Annotated in this window: 25 protein-coding genes and 1 tRNA gene; 9 read left to right on the top strand and 17 right to left on the bottom strand. The window is 68.3% G+C overall.

The features are described 5' to 3' along the window. Position 1: 1 nt before the first annotated feature. Positions 2–1,744: an L-arabinonate dehydratase gene (gene araD / locus AC1DSZ_RS01220; protein WP_476836578.1), complete on the bottom strand. Its 1,743-nt coding sequence runs from the start codon at positions 1,742–1,744 to the stop codon at positions 2–4. A gap of 155 nt (positions 1,745–1,899) precedes the next feature. On the opposite strand from araD, the gene AC1DSZ_RS01215 reads away from it, so the two are divergent. Beyond that, the gene (locus tag AC1DSZ_RS01215) at positions 1,900–2,613 is read left to right on the top strand and encodes a GntR family transcriptional regulator (RefSeq protein ID WP_476836577.1); all 714 of its coding nucleotides are present in this window, start codon (positions 1,900–1,902) and stop codon (positions 2,611–2,613) included. A gap of 214 nt (positions 2,614–2,827) precedes the next feature. Then, a complete protein-coding gene (locus AC1DSZ_RS01210) occupies positions 2,828–4,072 on the top strand; it encodes a glycosyltransferase family 87 protein (RefSeq protein ID WP_476836985.1) in 1,245 nt (414 codons plus the stop codon). On the opposite strand, the gene AC1DSZ_RS01205 is transcribed toward AC1DSZ_RS01210, so the two are convergent. Further along, a tRNA-Arg gene (locus tag AC1DSZ_RS01205) sits at positions 4,031–4,107 on the bottom strand. The genes AC1DSZ_RS01210 and AC1DSZ_RS01205 overlap by 42 nt on opposite strands. Positions 4,108–4,227: 120 nt before the next feature. On the opposite strand from AC1DSZ_RS01205, the gene AC1DSZ_RS01200 reads away from it, so the two are divergent. Together AC1DSZ_RS01200 and AC1DSZ_RS01195 are read left to right on the top strand one after the other, a co-directional pair. Next, positions 4,228–4,455: a hypothetical protein gene (locus AC1DSZ_RS01200; protein ID WP_476836576.1), complete on the top strand. Its 228-nt coding sequence runs from the start codon at positions 4,228–4,230 to the stop codon at positions 4,453–4,455. Between the two features lie 71 nt (positions 4,456–4,526). Beyond that, complete coding sequence (locus tag AC1DSZ_RS01195) at positions 4,527–5,057, top strand: cyclin-dependent kinase inhibitor 3 family protein (protein WP_476836575.1); 531 nt, start codon at positions 4,527–4,529, stop codon at positions 5,055–5,057. Here AC1DSZ_RS01195 and AC1DSZ_RS01190 read toward each other — a convergent pair. Continuing rightward, the gene (locus tag AC1DSZ_RS01190) at positions 5,054–5,785 is read right to left on the bottom strand and encodes a GntR family transcriptional regulator (RefSeq protein WP_476836574.1); all 732 of its coding nucleotides are present in this window, start codon (positions 5,783–5,785) and stop codon (positions 5,054–5,056) included. The genes AC1DSZ_RS01195 and AC1DSZ_RS01190 overlap by 4 nt on opposite strands. Positions 5,786–5,873: 88 nt before the next feature. Between AC1DSZ_RS01190 and AC1DSZ_RS01185 the strand changes: the two genes are divergently transcribed. Beyond that, complete coding sequence (locus AC1DSZ_RS01185; protein ID WP_476836573.1) at positions 5,874–7,772, top strand: bifunctional sugar phosphate isomerase/epimerase/4-hydroxyphenylpyruvate dioxygenase family protein; 1,899 nt, start codon at positions 5,874–5,876, stop codon at positions 7,770–7,772. Positions 7,773–7,873: 101 nt separating this feature from the next. After that, entirely contained in the window at positions 7,874–8,119 is a 246-nt protein-coding gene (locus tag AC1DSZ_RS01180) for a hypothetical protein (protein WP_476836572.1), read from the top strand. Between the two features lie 5 nt (positions 8,120–8,124). Here the strand turns inward: AC1DSZ_RS01180 and AC1DSZ_RS01175 are convergent, their stop codons facing one another. Next, positions 8,125–8,370 (bottom strand): hypothetical protein, encoded by a 246-nt coding sequence (locus AC1DSZ_RS01175; protein ID WP_476836571.1) that lies wholly within the window; start codon positions 8,368–8,370, stop codon positions 8,125–8,127. Positions 8,371–8,504: 134 nt separating this feature from the next. Here AC1DSZ_RS01175 and AC1DSZ_RS01170 point away from each other — a divergent pair, with 134 nt between their 5' ends. Continuing rightward, the gene (locus AC1DSZ_RS01170; RefSeq protein WP_476836570.1) at positions 8,505–9,194 is read left to right on the top strand and encodes a DsbA family protein; all 690 of its coding nucleotides are present in this window, start codon (positions 8,505–8,507) and stop codon (positions 9,192–9,194) included. A 3-nt stretch (positions 9,195–9,197) separates the two neighbouring features. Here AC1DSZ_RS01170 and AC1DSZ_RS01165 read toward each other — a convergent pair whose 3' ends face one another. The 7 genes from AC1DSZ_RS01165 to AC1DSZ_RS01135 all read right to left on the bottom strand — a co-directional run bounded on the left by AC1DSZ_RS01165 (position 9,198) and on the right by AC1DSZ_RS01135 (position 13,170). After that, positions 9,198–10,037, bottom strand: a complete 840-nt coding sequence (locus tag AC1DSZ_RS01165) for an EamA family transporter (protein ID WP_476836569.1) — start codon at positions 10,035–10,037, stop codon at positions 9,198–9,200. A 151-nt stretch (positions 10,038–10,188) separates the two neighbouring features. Continuing rightward, positions 10,189–10,455: a hypothetical protein gene (locus tag AC1DSZ_RS01160; RefSeq protein WP_476836568.1), complete on the bottom strand. Its 267-nt coding sequence runs from the start codon at positions 10,453–10,455 to the stop codon at positions 10,189–10,191. 9 nt (positions 10,456–10,464) lie between these two features. Next, positions 10,465–10,725 carry a hypothetical protein gene (locus AC1DSZ_RS01155; protein ID WP_476836567.1) on the bottom strand — a complete coding sequence of 87 codons (261 nt, stop codon included), beginning with the start codon at positions 10,723–10,725 and terminating at the stop codon, positions 10,465–10,467. Positions 10,726–10,813: 88 nt separating this feature from the next. Continuing rightward, positions 10,814–11,086, bottom strand: coding sequence for a translation initiation factor IF-1 (gene infA / locus AC1DSZ_RS01150; RefSeq protein WP_188517920.1), 273 nt, complete (start codon positions 11,084–11,086; stop codon positions 10,814–10,816). A 193-nt stretch (positions 11,087–11,279) separates the two neighbouring features. Beyond that, positions 11,280–11,489, bottom strand: a complete 210-nt coding sequence (locus tag AC1DSZ_RS01145) for a cold-shock protein (RefSeq protein WP_188517919.1) — start codon at positions 11,487–11,489, stop codon at positions 11,280–11,282. Between the two features lie 293 nt (positions 11,490–11,782). Beyond that, positions 11,783–12,511, bottom strand: coding sequence for a Crp/Fnr family transcriptional regulator (locus AC1DSZ_RS01140; RefSeq protein ID WP_476836566.1), 729 nt, complete (start codon positions 12,509–12,511; stop codon positions 11,783–11,785). A 77-nt stretch (positions 12,512–12,588) separates the two neighbouring features. Next, positions 12,589–13,170 (bottom strand): histidine phosphatase family protein, encoded by a 582-nt coding sequence (locus AC1DSZ_RS01135; protein ID WP_476836565.1) that lies wholly within the window; start codon positions 13,168–13,170, stop codon positions 12,589–12,591. Between the two features lie 150 nt (positions 13,171–13,320). On the opposite strand from AC1DSZ_RS01135, the gene recQ reads away from it, so the two are divergent. Then, complete coding sequence (recQ, locus tag AC1DSZ_RS01130; protein ID WP_476836564.1) at positions 13,321–15,138, top strand: DNA helicase RecQ; 1,818 nt, start codon at positions 13,321–13,323, stop codon at positions 15,136–15,138. Between the two features lie 16 nt (positions 15,139–15,154). Here the strand turns inward: recQ and AC1DSZ_RS01125 are convergent, their stop codons facing one another. From AC1DSZ_RS01125 to AC1DSZ_RS01110, 4 genes are all read right to left on the bottom strand, one after another. Continuing rightward, complete coding sequence (locus AC1DSZ_RS01125) at positions 15,155–16,219, bottom strand: ABC transporter ATP-binding protein (protein WP_476836563.1); 1,065 nt, start codon at positions 16,217–16,219, stop codon at positions 15,155–15,157. Positions 16,220–16,238: 19 nt separating this feature from the next. Further along, positions 16,239–18,509, bottom strand: coding sequence for an ABC transporter permease (locus AC1DSZ_RS01120; RefSeq protein ID WP_476836562.1), 2,271 nt, complete (start codon positions 18,507–18,509; stop codon positions 16,239–16,241). Between the two features lie 57 nt (positions 18,510–18,566). After that, positions 18,567–19,604, bottom strand: coding sequence for an ABC transporter substrate-binding protein (locus AC1DSZ_RS01115; protein WP_476836561.1), 1,038 nt, complete (start codon positions 19,602–19,604; stop codon positions 18,567–18,569). Positions 19,605–19,693: 89 nt separating this feature from the next. Beyond that, on the bottom strand, positions 19,694–20,491 hold the full coding sequence (locus tag AC1DSZ_RS01110) for an inositol monophosphatase family protein (RefSeq protein ID WP_476836560.1): 798 nt from the start codon (positions 20,489–20,491) through the stop codon (positions 19,694–19,696). A 267-nt stretch (positions 20,492–20,758) separates the two neighbouring features. Between AC1DSZ_RS01110 and AC1DSZ_RS01105 the strand changes: the two genes are divergently transcribed. After that, a complete protein-coding gene (locus AC1DSZ_RS01105) occupies positions 20,759–20,977 on the top strand; it encodes a hypothetical protein (RefSeq protein WP_188517911.1) in 219 nt (72 codons plus the stop codon). Positions 20,978–21,031: 54 nt separating this feature from the next. Here AC1DSZ_RS01105 and AC1DSZ_RS01100 read toward each other — a convergent pair whose 3' ends face one another. After that, positions 21,032–22,018, bottom strand: a complete 987-nt coding sequence (locus tag AC1DSZ_RS01100) for a cation diffusion facilitator family transporter (RefSeq protein WP_476836559.1) — start codon at positions 22,016–22,018, stop codon at positions 21,032–21,034. A gap of 139 nt (positions 22,019–22,157) precedes the next feature. After that, complete coding sequence (locus AC1DSZ_RS01095; RefSeq protein ID WP_188517909.1) at positions 22,158–22,334, bottom strand: DUF1328 domain-containing protein; 177 nt, start codon at positions 22,332–22,334, stop codon at positions 22,158–22,160. Between the last annotated feature and the right edge of the window lies 1 nt (position 22,335).

Here is a 22,335-nt window from a genome sequence, read left to right as displayed (position 1 = left end):
CTCAGTAGATGTCGGGCTCGGCGACGGGCGCGCCGAAGGCAGTTTCCAGGAAGTCGAAGTCGCAGCCCTCGTTGGCCTGCTTGATGTGCTTGGAGAACATCCAGCCATAGCCGCGATGGTAGCGCGGCTCAGGCGCGACCCAGGCGGCCTTGCGGCGGGCCATCTCGTCGTCGCTGATGTCGAGGTTGATGGTGCGGGCGTCGACGTCCACCGAGATCATGTCGCCGGTGCGCACGAAGGCGAGCGGCCCGCCGATATAGCTCTCCGGCGAGACATGCAGGATGCAGGCGCCGTAGCTGGTGCCGCTCATGCGCGCGTCCGACATGCGCAGCATGTCGCGCACGCCCTGTTTCACGAGCTTCTTGGGGATGGGCAGCATGCCCCACTCGGGCATGCCGGGGCCGCCCTGCGGGCCGGCGTTGCGCAGGATCAGGATGTGGTCGGCCGTGACGTCGAGGTCGTCGCGGTCGATGGCGTCCTTCATCTCCGGGTAGCTGTCGAACACCAGCGCCGGGCCCGTGTGCTTCAGGTATTGCGGCGCGCAGGCGCTCGGCTTGATGACGCAGCCGTCGGGCGCGATGTTGCCCTTCAGCACCGCGAGCGCGCCCTCCTGGTAGATGGCGGTCTCCACCGTGCGAATGACGTCGTCGTTGTAGACCTCGGCCCCGGCGATGTTCTCGCCCATGGTCTTGCCGGTCACCGTCATGCAGTCGAGATGCAGGTGCTGGGTGATGCGGTTCATCAGCGCCGGCAAGCCGCCGGCGTAGAAGAAGTCCTCCATCAAATACGTATCGCCGCTTGGGCGGACGTTGGCGATCACCGGCACCTTGCGGCTGGCCTTCTCGAAATCGTCGAGGCCGATGTCGCAGTCGGCGCGCCGGGCCTGCGCGATCAGGTGGATGATCGCGTTGGTGGAGCAGCCCATCGCCATCGCGACCGCGATGCCGTTCTCGAAGGCTTCGCGCGTCTGGATCTTCTTGGGGGTGAGGTCCTCCCACACCATCTCGACGATGCGGCGGCCGCAATCGGATGCGAGGCGGATGTGGTTGGCGTCGGCGGCCGGGATCGAGGACGCGTTGGGCAGCGTCATGCCGATGGCCTCGGCGATGGCCGTCATCGTGGAGGCGGTGCCCATGGTCATGCAGGTGCCGTAGCTGCGGGCAATGCCGCCCTCCATGGCCTCCCAGTCGGCGTCCGTGATGGTGCCGGCGCGCCGCTCGTCCCAGTATTTCCAGGCGTCGGAACCCGAGCCCAGGATCTTGCCCTTCCAGTTGCCGCGCAGCATGGGGCCGGCCGGCATGAAGATGGCCGGCACGCCGGCGCTGGTGGCGCCCAGCAGCAGGCCGGGCGTGGTCTTGTCGCAGCCGCCCATCAGCACCACGCCGTCGATCGGGTGGGAGCGGATGAGCTCCTCGGCGTCCATCGCGAGCATGTTGCGGTAGAGCATCGTGGTCGGCTTCACGGCGCTCTCGGAGAGCGACAGCGCCGGCAACTCGACCGGGAATCCGCCGGCCTGCAGCACGCCGCGCTTCACGTCCTCGACGCGCTGCTTGAAGTGGACGTGGCAGGGCTGCAGGTCCGACCAGGTGTTCAGGATGCCGATCACCGGCCGCCCGACCCAGTCCGCCGGGGCGTAGCCCATCTGCATCAGGCGCGAGCGATGGCCGAAGGCGCGCAGATTGTCGGGCGCGAACCAGCGCGCGCTGCGCAGCTCATCATAGGTCTTGCGGGGTGCTTGGGTCATCGCTGCGGTCCTGCGCTTAGCCGTGTCGAGGGGAGCGGGACGGCTAGAGGGCAGGCCTTCTGGCGAGCGGTCGAGCGTTTCCCGATGCGTCGTTGCGCCCTTCATGCACTAATGCATCAGTGGTCGGGCGGCAACCCTGATGCTATGGTTTCGCGATGACCGCGCAGGACGCCGCCGATGCGGCCCTCCCCGATTTCGCCGTTCTGGAGCGAGGCCGCCAGGCCGCCCCGCAGGTGTATGAACGCCTGCGGCTGCGCATCATGGACCTCTCCCTGCCCCCCGGCGCGCCGCTGTCGCGGGCCGAGCTGGCGCGGCGGTTCGGGGTGAGCTCCACGCCGGTTCGCGACGCGCTGATGCGGCTCGAGGAGGAAGGGCTGGTCGAGGTCTTCCCCCAGCATGCGACGGTGGTGAGCCGGATCGACGTTGCGGCCGCGCACCAGGCGCACATCCTGAGGCGGGCGCTGGAGACCGAGATCGTCCGCATCGCGGCGCGCCAGCCCGACCCCGCCCTGGCGCAGGCGCTGGACCAAAGCGTCGCTCGGATGCGGGCGCTGTTCGCCATCCAGGATTTCGCGGGGTTCTCGGCCGAGGACGAAGCCTTCCACCGCCGGCTCTTCGAAGCCGCGGGCGCGCCTGACCTTTGGGCGCTGGCGCGCAGCCGCAGCGGACACCTTGATCGCCTGCGCCGCCTGCATCTCCCGAGCCCCGGCAAGGGCGAGGCCATCCTGGCGGACCACCTCGCCATTTCCCGCGCGGTGGCCGAGGCGGACCCAGCCGGCGCGGAGGTCGCAATGCGCAAGCACCTCGCCGGCACGGTGGCCAACATCGAGGAAATCAGGGCGCGCCGGCCGGAGTTCCTGCGGCCATGAACGCGATGGTTTCGCAATGCAACAATCTGTGATTCGCCGGATGGCCGCCTTTATGGTGCGATCGGGTTGTCGCGCAGAGGGTTCTCAGGCGAGACACTCCAGGTTCGTCTTGACGCCCCCGCCGGCCCTGCCGCGGGGGCGCTTTTTTGGTTGGAGTAGATTGTTAGGGACGTGATGCAACCATTGGTTGCGTATCCATCCCGAGCCGAGCGTCGTGTCTGCTGCCAGTTCCGTTTCGTCCGCCGCCCCCGCCCGTGCATCTCTTGCGGGTTGGGGCCTGTGGACCCTCACTGGAGCCGCCGCGAGCCTGGTGCTCGCCTGCCCGCTGCTGCGGTTCTACTACTGGCCGGCCGGCGATGGTCTCGACATCCGCGGTCATCCGATCGGGCGCGACTTCCTGAATGTCTGGGCGGCGCCGCGGCTGGCGTTCGGCGGCCGCGTGGACGAGATCTACGATCGGTCCGCCTATGTGCGGGCGATCGGCGAGCTGTTCGGCGCTCCGTTGCCGTTCCACAACTGGAGCTACCCGCCAAGCGCGCTCGTGGCGCTCGCGCCGTTTTCGGCCCTGCCCTATTTCGCCGCGCTGGCAGCCTGGCTTGGCCTGACTTTCTTGGCCTATGCGGCGGTCGGGCTCGAGCCGGTCCGGCGGTCCCGGCGGCTGGGAGCGCTGCTGATGCTGGCGCTCGGCCCGGCGAGCCTGATCAACATCCTGGGCGGGCAAAACGGCTTTCTGACGGCTGCGCTTCTGCTCGGGTCGTTCCGACTGATGCCAGACCGGCCGCTTGCGGGCGGCGCGCTTCTCGGCGTCCTGACGATCAAGCCGCACCTCGCGCTGCTCGCTCCCTTGCTCATGGCGATGTCCCGCGCCTGGCGGGCGATGGCGGCGGCCCTGATCGTCAGCGCGCTGCTCGCCTTGGTGTCGGTCGCGCTGTTCGGGGTCGATCCCTGGCGCGAGTATCTGGGCGAGACGAGCCGCTACACCCTGCAGGCGCTGGAGCGGTTCACCGGGTTCTTTCCGCTGATGATGGGGTCGGTCTACACGAGCCTTCGAACGTCCGGCGTCGGGAGTGGGACCGCTTGGCTCGGGCAGGCTTTGGCCAGCGTGTCGACGATCGCATTCGCGCTGCTCGCCTTCCGCAAGGCAGGAACGCCAATCCTGCGCACGCAGATCGTCGCCGCCGCGGCGCCTCTGATCACGCCCTACATCTTCTTCTACGACCTGACGGCGCTCTCGGCCATCCTGGTCTGGCGGTTGCTCGACGATGGCCCCGACCAGCCCGCGCTCGCGCTCAAGGCGCTCTACGCGGCCGCGTGGCTGTCGCCATGCGTGCTCGTGTATCTGAACATATTCGGAATCGGAGCGTCCGCTTTGGTGCTGGCGGCCGTATTCGCCGCGACCGTGCTGGAGGCCTATGGCTGGCGGTCCCGGGAAGACTCGAACTTCCGACCTTCGGTTTAGGAAACCGCTGCTCTATCCGGCTGAGCTACGGAACCGCGCGGCGGTTGTTTAGCATAGGGGCGCGGCGGCCGACAATTGCCGGCTCGCCCCGCAAGGGGAGCCGTGTCGCGGAACGGCGACGGGCAGCGGGCGTTGCCTCGGCAGGAGGTTCCCTCATGACGACAGACCTGCGCGACCGCCCCGCGGCCGAAACGCGATACTACGTGCACTTTCTCGAGCGTGGCGAAGGCGAGCCTCACTATGAGCGCGCCACCGCCCGCGAGTTCGCCTCGCCGCAGGAGGCCAACGCTTACGCGACCACTCTCTCGGCCGAGTCGAAGCCGCTCGTCACCACGAGCCCGACCCCGCCGGAGCTGGACCAGGACGGCCACGACCAGTCCTGACAGGCGGCTTCGGGCAACTGGACGACGCCCGCTGCGGCGCGATAGCGTGCTGGACGCCCAGAGCCGTCCGCATGCCGCCATCCCGCGTTTCGCCGATTGACTGCGTCGCCACGCCGGGCGGCGGGTTGATCGCCATGACGGCTTTTCCGGGGCGTCGGCCCGCGCCGGAGCATGGAGCGTCGGCTGCCGACCTGCGGGCGCTGCGCGACTGGGGCGCGACCTGGCTGGTGACGCTGGCCGAACGCGCCGAGTGGGCGCGGCTTGGAGAGGCCGACCTGCCGGCCGCGGCCGAATCAGCCGGTCTACGGTGGCGCCACGCGCCGATCCCCGACATGCACCCGCCGGACGCCGCCACTCTGGCGGCCTGGTCGCGGCTCGCTCCGGATCTGCTCGCGACGCTTGCCGCCGGTGGCCGGGTGGCGATCCACTGCGCCGCCGGGCTGGGACGCACCGGGACCATGGCGGCCACCTTGCTGGTGCAGAGCGGCGTGGAGCCGGCCTTGGCGGTGGAGCGCGTCCGGGCGGCGCGGCCTGGCGCGATCGAAACCGACGCCCAGCTGCGCTTCGTGCTCCACGGCGCGCCGTCGTTGGCGCGGCTCTAGCCGGTCTTCCGGCGCTTGCGCGGAGCGGCGGCGCCTTCCCGGTCCGGCGTCAGCCCGGTGATCTCGGCGCCCTTGAGAATGTGGCGGGCGAGAACGTCCACGGCCCGGTCGGCGTCGCGCTCCAGCGCGGCGTCGAGGAGCTGGCGGTGCTCCTGGGCGGACTGGGAACGCGGGAACGGGCGCGTCTTCAGCGACAGCATGCGGTAGCGCTTGCTGTGGTCGTACATGGCTTTGTGGAACAAGGTCAGCCAGCGCGAGGCGCTGTTGGAGATCAGGGCGGCGTGGAACTCCTCGTTGTAGCGCTCCCAGACGTCGCCGAACTCGTCGGGTCGTTCTTCGACCTGCGCCTCAACCTTGGACAACTTATGATAGGCCCCGACTACGCGGGCCTCCCAGTCGAGGTCCGCGTTGGCGATGGACTGGCGCAGGGCGTGGCATTCGAGAAGCTGGCGCATTTCGGTGATCTCGCGCAGGTCCTCGGACGAGACGGGCAGCACCGCGAAGCCGCGCTGGCCCTCCGCCACCACCAGGCCGTCAGCGGCCAGCCGCGAGAGCGATTCGCGCAAGGTTCCGACACTGGCTCCATAGGCCCGGCTGAGCTGCTCCAATCGCAGCTTGGCGGCGGGCTGCAATGCGCCGAGGATGATGTCCTGGCGGATCCTGTCCTGGATGATCTCGGTCAGGGTGCCGCCGCCGCTCTCGGGCGCGCTGCCAATGTCCGTGTCCATGCGTTCCCCATCGCGCAAAGCCGAAAGCGAGTTGTAGAGACGCCCGCGCTTTCGTATGACACCATACGAAATCTCGGAGATTTTGGCGATGTTCAAATGGTCGATCGCGACGGTGTGCATGGGCGGCACGCTGGAGGTGAAGATGGCCGCCGCCGCGCGGGCAGGCTTTCGGGCCATCGAGATTTTCGAGAATGACCTGACCTTCTTCAGCGGCAAGCCGCGCGACGTGCGCCGCATGGCGGACGACCTCGGCGTGTCGATCATCGCGCTGCAGCCCATGCGCGATTTCGAGGGCATGCCGGACCCCGCCCGCGCCCGCAACATGGACCGGGCGCGGCGCAAGCTGGACCTAATGGAGGAACTCGGCGCCCCTCTCCTCTCCGTCTGCTCCAATACATCGCCGGACTGCCTGCCGGACGCGGAGCGCTCGGCCGAGGACCTCGCCAACCTGGCCGACGAAGCCGCGCAGCGGGGCCTGCGCATCGGGTTCGAGGCCCTGGCCTGGGGTCGCCACGTCAAGGAGTGGATGCAGGCCTGGGAATTGGTGAAGCTGGCCGACCGCACCAATTGCGGGCTGGTGCTGGACAGCTTCCACGCCTGCGTGCGCAAGAACCCGCTCGACCTCATCGCCGAAGTGCCGGGCGATCGCATTGCGCTCGTCCAGGTTGCGGACGCTCCCGACATCCTGATGGACCCGCTGTCGCTCGGGCGGCATTATCGCAGCTTCCCGGGCCAGGGCGATCTGCCGATCGACGCCTACATGGCGGCGGTGGCGAGGTCCGGCTATCGGGGACCGGTGTCTCTCGAGATCTTCAATGACCAGTTCCGGGGGGCCAGCGCGGCCGCCATGGCTCTCGACGGCATGCGGTCCCTGCAGACCATGGGCGAGCGGCTCAACGCCGGCCGGATCGCGGCGGGCGAACGCCCGATCGCCGGGATTGCGACGCTGCCGCCTGCGCCGGTGGTGCGCGGCGTGTCCTTCGTGGAGTTCGCGACCGGAGAGGACGATAGCGAGCCGCTTGCCGAGGTGCTGACCGGCCTCGGCTTCAGCCCCGTCGGCCATCATCGCTCCAAGGATGTCACGCTCTACCGCCAGAATGACGTCAACATCGTGCTGAACCGCGAGAAAGAGGGTTTCGCCCACTCATTCTCGCTCGTGCACGGCCCATCGGTCTGCGCGCTCGCGCTTAACGTCGACAACGTCCCGGCGGCGCTGGATCGGGCCGAGGCGCTTGGCGCGGGCGCCTATTCGGGCCGGGTCGGGCCGGGCGAAGCCACCATCCCGGCCGTGCGCGGCGTGGAAGGAAGCCTGCTCTACTTCGTGAAGGAGGGGCAGGATTTCTGGGCGCAGGACTTCGAGCTTCAGGGGGTCCCGGCGGCCGGGGGTGGGATCACGCGGATCGACCATCTCTCCAACGTCGTGCGGCGCTCGGAATTCCTGACCTGGACATTGTTTTACAAGGCCGTGCTGGGCTTCCGTGACGAGCCGCAGGTGGAGCTCTTCGATCCCTACGGGGCGTTCTACAGCCGCGTCGTCAGCTCGCCCGACCGCGCCGTGCGCATCCCGATCGCGATCGCGGATGGCGGATCCACCAGCGTATCGCGCTTCATCGAGGAATTCGGCGGCGCAGGCGTCCAGCAGATCGCCCTGGAGGCGACGGACCTCCTCGCTTTCGTGGAGCAGGCCCGGGCTCGCGGGATGCGCTTCCTCGACATTCCGGACAACTACTACGAGGACCTCGCCGCCCGTTTCGATCTCGATCCGGCGCTGCTGGAGCGCATGCGCGGCCTCGGGGTGTTGTATGACCGCGCCGGCGACGGCGAGTTCTTCCACATCTACACCGAGACCTACCGAAACCGGTTCTTCTTCGAGATCCTGGAGCGCCGCTCCTATGACCTGTTCGGGGCTGCGAACACGCCGATCCGTCTCGCCGCCCAAGCTTCCGCGCAGGACAGCCGTCGCGACGCCGAATGGACGATGGACTGATGCGCGGCTCAACCTTGAGTTTGTGACACCCCTGTGGCGCCCGCGTCATCGACAGTCCCCGGCGACTCACCTGTGATCAGCGTGATTTCTGGGGGGCTGGAATGAAGCTGACGCACGAAGACATCGCCATGCGGCTCGCCGCGCTCGTGGACCTCGCCATCGAGGAGGTCGCGACCGGGCCGATCACGGCGCCGCGCGTCGAGCGCCTCACCGCCATGCTGCACGCGGCGCGCGACGGCATCGAGCGCCTCGCGACCGACCTTCCCAAGCGTACGCCGGCCGTTGCGGCCGAACTGCTCGGCGGCAACGTCGTCGCGTTTCCGGCCGGACGGCGCGCGAACGGCTAAGGGGCCTACGGCCCCTGCATCGCATCCCAGGTCACTGCCAGTTGCTCGGGCTTCAGCGTCCGGCCGGTGTTGGTGACGATGAACGCCTCCGTTCCGGGCGGCGCCTCCTCGTTGGCGGCTACGTGCAGCGCTTCGCGCAGGGAGGCGAACTGGCGGGCGCCCTCCCAATCTTCCGGCTTGAGCAGCCCTTCGCTCATTTTGCAGAATCGCAGGCGCGCCGGGCCATCGAGTTCATCACGGGTCACGTCCATTGAGGGCCTCCTGGTTCGAAAGACCAATGCCCTGCCCTGCCCGCGGTTCCTGAGGGACAAAGGCCGACGCTCCGGCCACGGTTTCGCCTTGCGGGCCTGCGACGACGCCCGCTCCTGTTATCGTGAGCCGTTCGATGATCCTCGACCGCAGAATCTTTCTTCTTGGCGCAACCCTGGCGGCCGTGCCCGGCCTCGTTGCGGCGCAAGGCCAGAACCAGTGGCTCAAGCTGAAGGGTGACGAGGGCCAGCCGGTCGGCAACGCCCGCCTGCCCGTGGAGCTGGTGAGCCAGATCGACGCGACGCCGGGCCGGATCACGCTCGGCTCGGGCAGCCCCGACGTCGTGCTGGCGGAGTTCTATGACTACAACTGCCCGTGGTGCCGCAAGGCCGCCCAGGACATCGGCGCGCTGGTGGAGACGGATGCGGATCTGCGCGTCCTGCTGATCGGCAACCCCATCCTTTCGCCGGGGTCCAAGGACGCTGCGGCGGTCGAGGCCGCGGTGCAGAACCTCGCGGGCGACGAGGCGGCCGGCCGCTTTCACCAGCGCATGTTCGCTGAAGCCGGGCGGGCCGACCGCGCCAAAGCGGTTCGCATCGGCGCCGAGACGAGCGGCAAGGCGGCGGCCGACCTTGAGCGGCTGGCCGCGTCGCCCCAAGCCAAGGCGCAGGTGGATGGGCAGCTCCGGCTCGCGGCCAATCTGGGCTTCATCGCGACGCCCACCTTCGTGCTTGGCGGGCTTGGCGTGTTCGGCTATCCGGGCCCCCGCACGACGTCGCAGATGATCGCGGCGCTCCGCAAATGCGGCGAGGTCGGCTGCCGCTAACCTTTAAGCGAGGCGGATCAACGCCAGGCCGGCCACGATCAGGAGCGCCGACAGGACGCGGTTGCGGCTGAGCGGCTCCTTCAGCCAGACAACCGCGATCAGCGTCGCGAACAGGACGCTGGTTTCGCGCACGGCCGCCACGAGTGGGATCGGGGCGATCGTCATCGCCCAGATCGCGATCCAGTAGGCCCCGACCGACATGGCCCCGCCGGCGAGGCCCGGGCCCTTGAAGCGCCACAGCGGCGCGAGGCCTCTCCAACCGCGCCGCCAGAGCGCCAGCGTGGTGAGGCAGACGCCGTCCAGCACGAAAAGCGCGGCCGTGTAGGCGTGAGGGTTGCCGGACGCACGCGCGCCGGTTCCGTCCGTGAGCGTGTAGAGGCAGATTGTCACCGCGGTGAGCGCCGCATAGCCGAGCGCGCGGGGATCGGCGGCGCTCTTGCGGCCCGCGATCGCGATGCTGGCGATGCCGCAGCCGAGCACCAGGACGCCGGCCATGCCCAGGGGCGAAACGGGCTCGGACAGCCAGAACAGCGACACGATGGCGGTGAGCAACGGCGCCGAGCCGCGCGCGATGGGGTAGACGATTCCCATGTCGGCCCGCGAATAGGCCGCGACCAGAAACAGGTGGTAGCCGAAGTGGATTGCCGTTGAAGCAAGCAGCATCGGCCATGCGGCCGCGATGGGCCAGCCCACGACCGCGACGCCGATCAGCCCGAACAGGCTGCCCGCGCCGGTGATCAGCACCATGGCCAGAAAAGGTTCGATGCGGATCTTGAGAACCGCATTCCAGCCGGCATGCAGGGCCGCGGCGGTCAGAACGGCGAAAAAGACAGGCAGTGTCATCCGAAGCGCCGGCGCTGGGCGCCGAGCGGGAATCGGGGCGCGACGCCATTGTGACACGACGATGACAGTCTCGCCGCCCCTGTCGTCCGACGTGAACGAACGAAAACGCCGCCCGCGTTCTTCCGAACGGGGCGGCGCAATAGAAATGGCCTCAGTGGCGCGACAGGGCGCGCGGCTGGGTGTGCGGGGCGATGGGAAGGACGGGCTCGACCTCCACGTCCGCCAGCCGATCGATGACCTCGGCGACGATCATGCAATCGTCCTTGTCGATGTCCTCCATCGGATAGAGGGCGTAAGCCTCTACCATCTCGACGATCTCGGCGTCACGACCGAAGGTCAGGACGCAGTTTTCTCCCCGCATGAACCAGTCCGGCACCGTCGCGCCGGCCTCGAAGGTCCAGCGCTTCTGGTGGGGCATGCGTGATCCTCAGACGGCCGCCTCGCGGGCGGCGGCGGCGGCGTGGGCGGCTTCGGTCCCGGCCTTGGTGCGCCAGAGCTGGAAGCCGGCGTCGCCGATCGCGGCCTCGATGGCCCGGCGCGAGAAGTTGTGGGGCGGGTTCTGGCGGGCCTGCAGCACGCCGACGATGCCCCACGGCGCGTAACGCTGCGGCAGCTTCGATCCCTCCGCATCGCCCGCAAAGGCGTTCAGGCCGTCCTTGGTCTGGGACGAGAACATGAAGATGCGCATGGGAACGGCTCCTTTGAAAACGGGCTACGCGCGACCGGCGGTGAGGCCCGATGCCGGGCCTTGCGCCAATCGCAAACAGTTCTACGCCTCAGCGGCGGCGGAAATTCGGTCGGCGCGCGCCGCCGGCTCCGGCCGGGCGCTCGTCCTTGTGGCGGTAGATCAAGCGGCCCTTGTCGAGATCGTAGGGCGACATCTCGACGGTCACGCGATCGCCCGTCAGGGTCTTGATGCGGAACTTCTTCATTTTGCCCGCCGTGTAGGCGATCAGTTCGTGACCGCTTTCGAGGCGGACGCGGAAGCGGGCGTCGGGCAGGATCTCGGTGACCTGACCTTCGAATTCCATGAGTTCTTCTTTAGCCATCAATCCTCAGGGGTTGAGGGCGGGTCTTCTCGGCGGCGTCGCGGCCGTCTCCCGCCTGCATGGGCCAGGGCGTCGGGCCCTGGCGAGGGCGTCTGCCCCGAAAAAAGCGAGAAGCCGTTCCGCATGGAACGGCTCCCCCAAATTCTCTGGCGGCCTGGCCCCAGGGACCTCGGCCGCCTCCCATCAGGAACGCTTACGCGGCCTGGAGGTTGCCGGCGGACTGCTTGCCGGTGCGGCGGTCCGTCTCGAGCTCGTACGAGATCTTCTGGCCTTCGACGAGGCCGCGCATGCCAGCGCGCTCGATGGCGGACACGTGAACGAACACGTCCTTGCCACCCTCATCCGGCTGAATGAAGCCGTAGCCCTTTTGATCGTTGTACCACTTCACGGTTCCGGTAGCCATTTTCGATCGTCCTTCTTGAACTGCAAACGCACGTGGAGGCGCGGCCGCGAGAGCGTCCGTTCTCCGGTTCGTCGATGTTTGGAGAGATTGTCGCAGCGTGCGCCCGTGTTCAGGCGATGCGGCCCAGTCGTCCGGCCAAATGTCGATGGGTTTAATCTACGACCATATGGCCCAATTTTCAACCTCGTCGGCCGTAATTTCTCAGACGGCATTTTTCGCAGCCGCGGGAAAACAAAGCTGGAGCGCCGCGGGTTAGCGCGCGGCCTTATCACAGTATTTGGAAGTGCTATCGCTCACGCGTGCTCGGGAAGCAGTTCTCGGGTTTCGCGGCGCCGTTCAACGGACGAGGCCAGCTCCTGGATGGTGCTGAGGTCGAGCACGTGGACGCCGCCCTTCACCAGCCGCAGGAGCTTCTGGCGCTGCCAGACCTGCAACTGCTTGTTGGTGCTCTCGCGCGAAAGGCCGATGAGCTGGCCGAGCTCGCGCTGCGTGATCGCGATGTAGCCGCCCTCCGGCGAGAGCCGCAGCAGCGCCTTGGCGAGACGGCTGGACACGTCCAGGAAGGCGACGTCCTCGATCTGCTCGCTGGTGGCGCGGAGCCGGTGGCACAGCAGGCTGATGATGCGCATCGCGACCTGCGGCCGATCCTCGACCAGCGGCAGGAAGTCGCGCCGTTCCACCACCATGAGGTCCGTGTCCATCATCGCGACGGCGTCGGCCGAGCGAGGCGCGCCGTCGATCAGGGCGATCTCGCCCAGCACGTCGCCGACCCGCATGAGGTTGAGCACGAGTTCGCGGCCGTCCGGCGCGGGAACGCCGATCTTGATCAGGCCGCGCAGCACGACGAAGAGGCTCTGGCCAGGATCGCCCTTGCGAAACAGAAAGGCTCCGCGCTCCACATGCAGCGTGCGCGCATAGGAGGCGAGGCGTTCCAGGTCCTGCGGATCGAGCGCCGCGAAGAAAGGGTGCGACACAAGGAGATTTAGTCGGTGGTCAAGGCCGGGCCTGCGGGGGTCGGACATGGCGTAACCCTCCGGATGGTCGAAACAACATCACCCTATGGTGCGGCGCGCACAAGCGGCGTGCGCGAGCACACGCGTCAAACGACGGTTTCGGCGGCGCCCACCAGCGGGCCGCGCAGCGTCACGACCTCGCAATTGTTCATCGAGCGGCCGGTGAGATGGCGAAAGAATGTGCCGTGGCCGACTACCGCGATGGCGGTCTCGGGCCGCGCGTCGATCCATTCGGCGAAGTGGCGGACGCGCTCCTGGAACACGTCCTCGGGCTCGTAAGGCAAGCCGCGGGTGTCGAGTTCTCCGGCGTGCCACCACGGATCCGCGAGATGGTCGAAGCTCCAGTGCGGGAAGTCCGCGCCCAGCAGCGCCGGGCTGCGGCCGACGTCGCAGCTGCTTTCCAGCCGCTCGCGGTGCTTGCAGGTCACCAGCACGGGGACGTCACGGTCGCCGAACACGCCGTGGGCGGTTTGCAGGGCGCGGGTGAGCGGCGACGCGATCACGAGGTCGACCGGCTCCTCGGCCATGCGCCGGCGCGCCTCCTCGACCTGCGAGAGGCCGAGCTCCGTCAGCCGTGCGTCGATGTGCCCGGGGTCCTCGCCGGTGACCTCGTAATGGTGGTTGAAGGTGGACTGGCCATGGCGGATCAGGTGAACGATTCGGGTCATAGGCGGCTCGGGTCGGGGTTGGGACCTTCATGTAGCGCCGGGGCGCCCGGCCCACAACTCCCCCGAAAAGCCGCCGGGACGCCATGGCGCAGCTTGCAAGAGAGACCGTGCGGGGGCAGCGTCGCGCCATCATGCAAAAGAGATTCGCCGGTGGCTGACGAGCCGCTCGAGGTTCTGCAGCGCTGGTTCGGCCACAAGGCTTTCCGCGGACGGCAGGAAGAGGTCGTCCGCCAGGTCGTGGGCGGTGGCGACGCCGTGGTGCTGTTCCCGACCGGCGCGGGCAAGTCCATGTGCTACCAGGTCCCGGCGCTTTGCCGCGAGGGGACCGGCATCGTGGTGTCGCCGCTGATCGCGCTGATGCGCGACCAGGTGGAAGCGCTGAAGCAGGCCGGCGTCTCGGCGGCGGCGCTGAACTCCACGCTGAGCTCCGCCGACGCCTACGCGGTGCGGCAGGACTACCTCTCGGGCAAGCTCAAGCTTCTCTATGTGACGCCGGAGCGGCTGGTCTCGGACGCGTTCCTGGATTTCCTGTCGCGCGGCCGCATCGCGCTGATCGCCATCGACGAGGCGCATTGCGTCAGCCAGTGGGGGCACGACTTCCGGCCCGAATACATGCAGCTCTCGATCCTGGCCGAGCGCTTCCCGGGCGTGCCGCGCATGGCGCTCACCGCGACCGCCGACCCGCAGACGCGCGAGGACCTCCGCCGCCGGCTGAGGCTGGAGGAAGCGCCGGTTTATGCGACGAGCTTCGACCGTCCGAACATCCGCTATTCCATCGTGCCGAAGCAGAACCCCCGCCGGCAGCTGCTCGACTTCCTCCAGCGCCACCGCGGCGACGCCGGCATCATCTACTGCCTCAGCCGCAAGAAGGTGGAGGACATCGCCCAGTATTTGAACGAGCACGGCGTGCGCGCCCTGCCCTACCATGCGGGCATGGACCGGGCCGTGCGAGACGCCAACCAGGACGCGTTTCTGCGGGACGAGGGGCTGGCGCTGGTCGCCACCATCGCGTTCGGGATGGGGGTGGATTCGCCCTCGGTGCGCTATGTAGCCCATCTCGACCTGCCGGGCTCCATCGAGGCCTATTACCAGGAAACCGGCCGCGCCGGCCGCGACGGGCTGCCGTCCGACGCCTGGATGACGTACGGCATGGCCGACGTGGTGCAGCGCGGACGCATGATCGACGAGGGCGAGGCGCCGGCCGAGGTGAAGCGGGTGGAGCGGGCCAAGCTCTCGGCCCTGCTCGGCATCTGCGAGACCGCCGGTTGCCGTCGCCAGGCCATCCTGGCGCATTTTGGCGAGAGCCACCTCGGCGCGTGCGGCAATTGCGACAACTGCCTCAACCCGGTCGAGACGTGGGACGGGCTCGAGGCGGCGCAGAAGGCGCTCTCGGCCATCTACCGGACCGGCGAGCGCTATGGCGCCGCCTATGTGATCGAGGTTTTGCGCGGGATCGCGTCCGAGAAGGTGGTGCGGGCCGGGCATGACCAGATCAAGACCTTCGGGGTCGGGGCCGATCTCGACGAGAAGGTCTGGCAATCGGTGATCCGGCAGCTCGCCGCCATGGGGGCGATTGTGGTGGATCACGACGCCTATGGGGCGCTGACGCTGGGCGACTCGGCGCGCGCGATCCTGAAGGGCGAGCGCCCGGTGCAGATGCGCAAGGACCAGGTGTTCAAGGCGGAGCGGATCACGCAGAAGTCGCAGCGCGCCGCCGCCGTGGCAAATCTCGACGAGGATGCGCAGAAGGTGTTCGAGGCGCTGCGGACCGAGCGCATGCGCATCGCGCGCGAACAGGGCGTGCCGCCCTATGTGGTGTTCCACGACGCCACGCTGCGCGACATGGCGATGATCAGACCCCGGAACCGCGCCGAACTCGCGGCCGTGCAGGGCGTGGGCGAAGCCAAGCTCGACCGCTACGGCGCGGCTTTCCTGGCCGCGGTGGCGCGTGCGCAGGAAGCCGGCTGAGCCGCGCTCCGCTCGTTCAGTTCGGCAGCACCACGATGCCGCTTTCCGAGAACCCGACCTGAATTTTGGAGCCCGGCGCGTGCACGGCGGCGCGGCCGTTGTCGACCACGAAGAGCTCGCCCAGCGGGCTCGACACCCGGTATTCAAGGCTGCGGCCCAGATAGGAGCTGTGCTCGATCACGCCCTCGACGCTGGCGCGGCCATTGGCGACCGTCGTGATCGCGAGCGCATCAGGGCGCACCGCGAGCTTGACGGGGCCGGCCTTGGCGCCGCGCCGGGCGAGTTCGAGCTGGATGGAGCCGAGCCGGATGAGACCGCGGTCGCCGCGCTCTTCCTCCAGCACGCCGTCGAGGATGTTGGCGTCGCCGATGAAGTCGGCCACGAAGAGGTCGGCCGGCTGCTCGTAGAGTTCCCGCGGCGTGCCCGTCTGGGCGATGCGGGCGTTGGACATCACGATGATGCGGTCCGACACCGCCAGCGCCTCCTCCTGGTCGTGCGTCACATACGCGACCGTGAGGTTGAGGTCCTGCTGCAGGGCGCGGATGTCCTCGCGGACGCGGCGGCGCAACTTGGCGTCGAGGTTGGAGAGCGGCTCGTCGAACAGCAGCACCTGCGGCTCCAGCACCAGCGCGCGGGCGACGGCGACGCGCTGCTGCTGGCCGCCGGAGAGCTCCGACGGCGAGCGGTTTTCCAGCCCGGCGAGGCCGACCACCGCAATCTTCTCGGCGGCCATCTCGCGGGCGCGGGACTTTGGAAGGCCCTGGACGGTGGGCCCATAGGCGACGTTCTCGATCACGCTCATATGCGGGAAGAGCGCGTAGGACTGGAACACCATGCTGACGTCGCGATCCGCCGCCGACAGGCGCGTGACGTCGGCGCCGCCGATCAGGATCTCGCCTTCGCTGGCCATCTCGAGCCCGGCGATGAGGCGCAGCGTCGTGGTCTTGCCGCAGCCCGAGGGGCCGAGCAGCGTCACCAGCGTGCCGGGCTCGATCGTGAAGCTGACGGCGTCCACGGCCGTGACGAGGCCGTAGCGCTTGCTGACGTTGCGGAAGGTGACGGAGGCCGGCGCCTTGGACATGCGGATGGATCCCTGGGGTTCAGCCGCCGGCCGCGACCGTGACGGGAGGCGCCTCGCGGCGGCCGAGCTTGCGTTTGCCGACCAGCCGGTCGAAGCCGAGGATCGCGACCAGCATCACGACGATCAGCACCGACGCATACGCGATCGCGATGCCGAACTCGCCGGCCTCGACACGCCCGACGATGTAGGTGGTGGCCATGTTGTACCTGGCGGAGACCAGGAAGATCACGGCGCTCACCGCCGTCATGGCGCGCACGAAGGAATACACCAGCGTGGCCAGGATGGCGGGCCGCAGCAACGGCAGCACCACGAGCCGCAGGGTGGTCCAGGAGCGGGCGCCGAGCGTGAGCGACGCCTCGTCCAGGGACTTGTCGATCTGGCTCAGCGTGGCGACGGCCGAGCGCACGCCCACCGGCATGTTGCGGAACACGAAGCAGATCACGAGAATCAGCGCCGTGCCGGTGAGCTCGAAGGGCGGCACATTGAAAGCCAGGATGTAGCTCACGCCGATCACGGTGCCGGGGATCGCGAAGCTCAGCATGGTGCTGAACTCGAAGGCGCGCAGCCCCGCGAAGCGCTGGCGGGTGAGCAGGTAGCCGGTCAGAAGGCCGATCACGGCCGTGAGCGGCGCCGCCATGGCGGCGACCTCCAGCGTCGCGAAGAAGGAATCCCAGGCGCCGCCGGAGAACACCAGGCCGCCGGCGCCCTGCTCTATCCTGAAGCCCGAGAGGTAGTGATCCAGCGTGATCGTGTAGTCGCGCCCGAGGCTGCGAACGAAGCCGCCGACCAGGATCAGCACATAGACCGAGGCGGTGAACAGCGCCCAGGGCAGCGCCGTCGCGTAGCAGGCGAACGCGACCCGCTTCGGCAAAGGCAGCGGCAGGCCGGCGTCGCCCTTGCCGCCGACCGTGACGTAGACCTTCTTGCCGATCCACATCTGCTGCGCCCAGAAGGCGAGCAGCGTGAAGGCGAGCAACACGAGCGAGAGCACGGCCGCCCTCCCCTGGTCGGTGGCTGAGCCCACCACGGCGAAGAAGATCTTGGTGGACAGCACCTCGAAATTGCCGCCGAGCACGAGGGGGTTGCCGAAATCCGCGAGGCTCTCGACGAAGCCGAGCAGGAACGCGTTGGCGAGGCCGGGGCGCAACAGCGGCAGCGTGACGGTGCGGAACGTCGTCCAGCGGCTGGCGCGCAGCGTCTGGGACGCTTCCTCGAGCGAGGGCGCGATGCCCTGCACGACGCCCACCAGCACCATGTAGGCGATGGGCGTGAAGGCGAGCGCCTGGGCGAGGAAGATGCCCGGCAGGCCGTAGATCCAGCGCGAGCGCGGGATGCCGAACCATTCGGACAGCCAGGCCGTCACTGCGCCGGAGCGTCCGAACAGCAGGATCAGCGCCAGGCCGATCACGAAGGGCGGCGTGATGATGGGCAGGATCGAGAGAATGCGCAGCGCGCCCTTGAGGCGAAAATCCGTGCGCGTCGCGATGAGCGCGAAGGCGAGGCCCAGCGCCGTGGTGGCGACGCCGACCAGCACGCCGAGGAACAGCGTGTTCCAGGCGACGCCGCAACGCAGTTGCCCGGTGACGCAGTCCAGCCCCCAGATAGACTGGTCGGTGAACTTGGCGACGAAGAGCGCGAGGTCGAGATGGCCGGCATTGTCCTGGAAGGCGCTGGCCAGGATGGTCGACACCGGGAAGAACACGAACAGCAGGATCAGCGACACCACAACGCCGACCGCGCTGACGATGAAGGCGTCGCCGCGGCACCAGCCGCGCCCGGCGAGCCCCTGGCACATGATCAGCAGGAAGCAGAGCAGCAGCAGCCCCGCTCCGAGGCCGAAGCCTGCCTGGCTTGGCCCCGGCCCGCCCATCAGGGCCGCCACCCAGGCGAAGTTCCAGCCCTTGAGGCCGATTACGAAGCCCTGCTTCAGGACCGCCCAGAGCCCGAGCGCGCCGGCGAACACGAGCAGGCCGTTCCGCCGCAGCGGATCGGCAGTGCGCCACGCCACCATGGCGACGAGGAGCGGGATCAGGATCGGGGCCAGCCACCAGGCCTTGCCGGACAGAGCGAGCGCGAGCCCGCTGCCGGCCGGGCCCAGCGGATAGCCAGCCACGCCGGCGGGAGCCTGGAAATCGAGCCAGTACCAGGGAAGGAGCGCGTAGGCGATCCAGGCGGCGAGCAGCAAGGGGCCGCTGCGCACCGATTCAGCGCCCGTGCGGCGTTTGCCGCGTCCTTCGCCCGCCGAGCGCGGGCGAGAGGGACCGCCCGCCGCTTCCGTGATCGCCGTCATGCGTGAACCTTCACAGGGTGGTGGTCAGGCCCATGCGGGCCGATCCCGATCCGGCTTTCACTTCGGCAGGTTCTTCACTTCGGCGTCCCACTTGGCGAGCAGGCGTTTGCGCTCGTCGGAGGAGCCGTACTTGGCGAAATCGAAGTTGATGAGCTTGATGTCGGCCAGCTTGGGCGCCTGCGGGGGGATGGGCGTCGCCTTGTTGGAAGGCACCTGGTAGGACTTAGCGGGCGCGGCCAGCGCCTGAGCGGCCGGGGTCAGCGCCCAGTCGTAGAACTTCTTGGCGTTCTCCAGGTTCTTGGCGCTCTTGATGATCGACATGGAGCCGATCTCGTAGCCGGTGCCCTCGCAAGGCGCGACCGCCTTCATGGGGGCGCCGTCGACGATCATCATCACGTGGTCATGCAGGAACGCGATGCCGATCGTGGTCTCGCCGAGGCTCGTCGCCTTGGCGGGCGCGGCGCCGGACTTGGTGTACTGGTTGATGTTCTTGTGCAGGGCCTTGAGGTAGTCGAAGGCCTTCTGCTCGCCCATGATCTGCACCATGGTGGCCAGCATCGTGTAGGACGTGCCCGACGAGTTCGGGTCCGCGACCTGGACTTCGTCCTTCAGCCTCGGGTCCAGCAGGTCGGCCCAGCACTTGGGCTCGGGCAGCTTCTTCTCGGCGATCAGCTTCGTGTTGTAGGCGAAGCCCAGCGCGCCCGAATAGATGCCGACGGTACGGCCCTTGGAGCCTTCCCACTGGCGGACGGCCCAGTCGTTCAGCTCGGTGAGCTTGGGCGACTTGTACTCCTCCGTGAGGCCTTCCTCGGCGGCCTGCATGTGGGGATCGCCCGTGCCGCCCCACCAGACATCGCCGCGCGGGTTGGCCGACTCGGCCTTGACCTGCGCGTAGGTCTCGCCGGAGCTCTTGCGGGTCATCGAGACCTTGATGCCGGTCTCCTTTTCGAAGGCGGCCATCATCGGGCGGCACCACTCTTCCTGCACGGAGCAGTAGACTGTGAGCTGACCCTGCGCAGCGACCGGGCCGGCGGCGAGAATGGTCGCGAAGCCAGCAGAAAGGGCGACGCCCAGCGCGCGGCGTGTCAGAAACATGTCATATTCCTCCCGAAACCCATTATTTTACGGGAGTTTGCGCCGAGCCAGAGCGGCGCGTCAACTGCGGTTGCGGTCGGTAGCGGTTTCTAGCCGTGGACAGGGAGCCGCAGGCCCGTGATCTCCGCCAGGACGGATGCGAGGCCGGGCGCGCAGGCGAGGATCGGGGCGCCCTTCAGGAGGCCGCCCTCCCCCATGAAGTCGTTGGTGACGCCGCCCGCCTCGCGCGCCAGCACGACGCCGGCCAGCACGTCCCAGGCGTTGATGTGCAACTCCACATAGGCGTCGAGCCGGCCGGCCGCCACATAGGCAACGCCCAGGGCGCCCGAGCCGCAGCGGTAGAGCCCGCCGCCGCGCTCCATGACGCGGCCGCAGAGCGCGATGTAGTCGGCGACCGGGCGGCGCATGCTCCATCCGCACTCGATGGAGGCGGCGCGGATGTCGGTCGCGGCCGAGACCTGCATGGGCTCGCCGTTCAACGTGGCGCCCAGGCCGGTCGCGGCCGCGAAGAGATCGTCCTTGATGGGATCGTAGATGACGCCGACGACGGGCTCGCCGCCCGCCACATAGGCGATCGAGATGCAGAAATGCGCGATGCCGCGGGCGAAGTTGGAGGTGCCGTCGATGGGGTCGATCACCCACACGCCATCGAGGCGGCCCGTGGCCCCGTGCTCCTCGCCGATGATCCCGTCGTCGGGAAAGCTCGCCTGGAGGAGGCGCGAGACGAGCGTCTCGATCTCGCCGTCGACCTCGGTGAGAAAATCCTGGCTGCCCTTCATGACGTAGGCGCGCGCCTCGCGCCGCCCGAAGCGCTCACGCAACACGGCGCCGGCCTCGCGGGCGACCTCAACGGCGCGCGCGAGCCGCGCTTCCAGCGAAACGACCATGTCAAAAATCCCCCTCGATGCGACGGGACCGTAGCGGCGCGGCGGCGTGTTGCGAAGAGAAAATGCAGATCGGGCCGCAATCGCCCAAATAATCAGCATCATGCCCAAGAGTGTTGAGGTTCCTTGCTGATTCGTTTCCGGACGCATGCAGCGCGATCATGGCCGGGCTGTTGAAATCACCGATGCTGCAGTGCAGCAAAGGGTGTATTCCAAGCTCAACGTCTAGAACAGGAAGCGCTCGGGGATCTCGCAACAGGAGATTACCCAATGGCCAACTCGGCTCTCGCCCTCAACGCCCTCGCGCATGTGGGTTCGGATCGCCAGCCCCGCGCGGGACTGCTGTCCATGATCATCGAAGGCATCAAGGCCTCCCGCCGCCGCCAGGCCGAGCAGGTCGTCGCCAACTACATCCAGCTGAATGGCGGCCGCCTCACGGACGACCTCGAGCGTGAAATCTCGCGCAAGTTTGGCGACTACGCCGGCTGATCTGCCGCGACCAACCCGGCCGAGCGCCCTGCGCCGGCCGGGCGGCCTGCCGCCTCACGCCGGCCGCGACGCCGGCTCGTCCGCCTCCGGCTCGGGCAATCCGAACCGGATCCGCCGCGCCCGGGCGAAGCTGCCCGCCGTTTGAGGCTTCACGAACAAGGTCGTGATGGCCGGGTTCTCGGCCCTGACCCGCTTCTCGATCGCGTCCACCGCCCGCTCGATGTCGGGCGTGCGCAGATCGTCATCGAATTCCACGCTCAGCGACGCCGTGATCTGGTCCGGCGCGAGATGCGTCGTCAGAACCCCGTTGGCGTTCACGACGCCCGGCTGCTCGCGGGCGATGCGCAGAATGAGCTCGCTGGTTTGCGGGTCCGCCGCCTCGCCGATCAGGAGGCCCTTGGTCTCGCGGGCGAGCAGCAGCGCCGTGGCGGCCAGCAATCCGCCGATCGCCAGCGATCCGACGCCGTCGAGTTCGGGCGCGCCGGCACGGTCGGCCGCGAAGGTCGCCGCGAGCGCGATGACGAGTCCCAGCATGGCGGCGCTGTCTTCCAGCAGCACCGTGAAGGTCGCCGGGTCCTTGCTGCGCCTGATGGCGCTGAAGACGCTGCGATCCGGATTGCTGCCGCGGAACTGGCGATAGGCCACCGTCCAGGAGATGCCCTCGAAAACCAGCGAGAGCCCCAGCACGACATAGCTTACGAGCGGCGATTCGATCGGCTCGGGGTTCTGGATATGGATGACGCCCTCGTACACAGACACGCCGGCCCCCACCGCGAAGACCAGCAGCGCGACCACGAAGCTCCAGAAATAGAGCTCGCGCCCATGGCCGAGCGGATGGTCGGGGTCGGGCTTCTTGCCTGAGCGGTGGATGCCGTAGAGCAGCAGCACCTCGTTCAGCGTGTCCACCAGCGAGTGCACGGCCTCGCTCAGCATCGACGAGCTGCCCGTCCATCCGGCCGCGATGAACTTCACCACCGCGATCGCGAGGTTGCCGAACAGGGCGGCGTAGACTGCCGGTTTTGCTGCATGCCCAGACGCCATCGTGCTTTCCCGAACCTTCAGCTTGTGCCTTGCACCCGGCCAACGGGGTTTGATCCGAGAACGTTCCCGCGGCGGCGCTGACGCCCAAACGCAAGCGGCGCCCCGGAGGGCGCCGCGCGGTCTCACCAGAATGGAGACGCTAGATCGTTGGCCTGCGTCCGCGCATCAGGCCGACAACGGCCGAGATCACGAACAGGACGATCGCCACGTAGAACAGAAGCTTGGCGCCCTCCATGGCGGTGCCCGCCACGCCGCCGAAGCCCAGAGCCGCCGCAATCAGGGCGACGACGAGGAAAATGATGGCCCAACGGATCATG

Source organism: Alsobacter sp. P4_H11, assembly GCF_056400925.1.
This window is presented reverse-complemented; position numbering and strand designations above follow the sequence as displayed.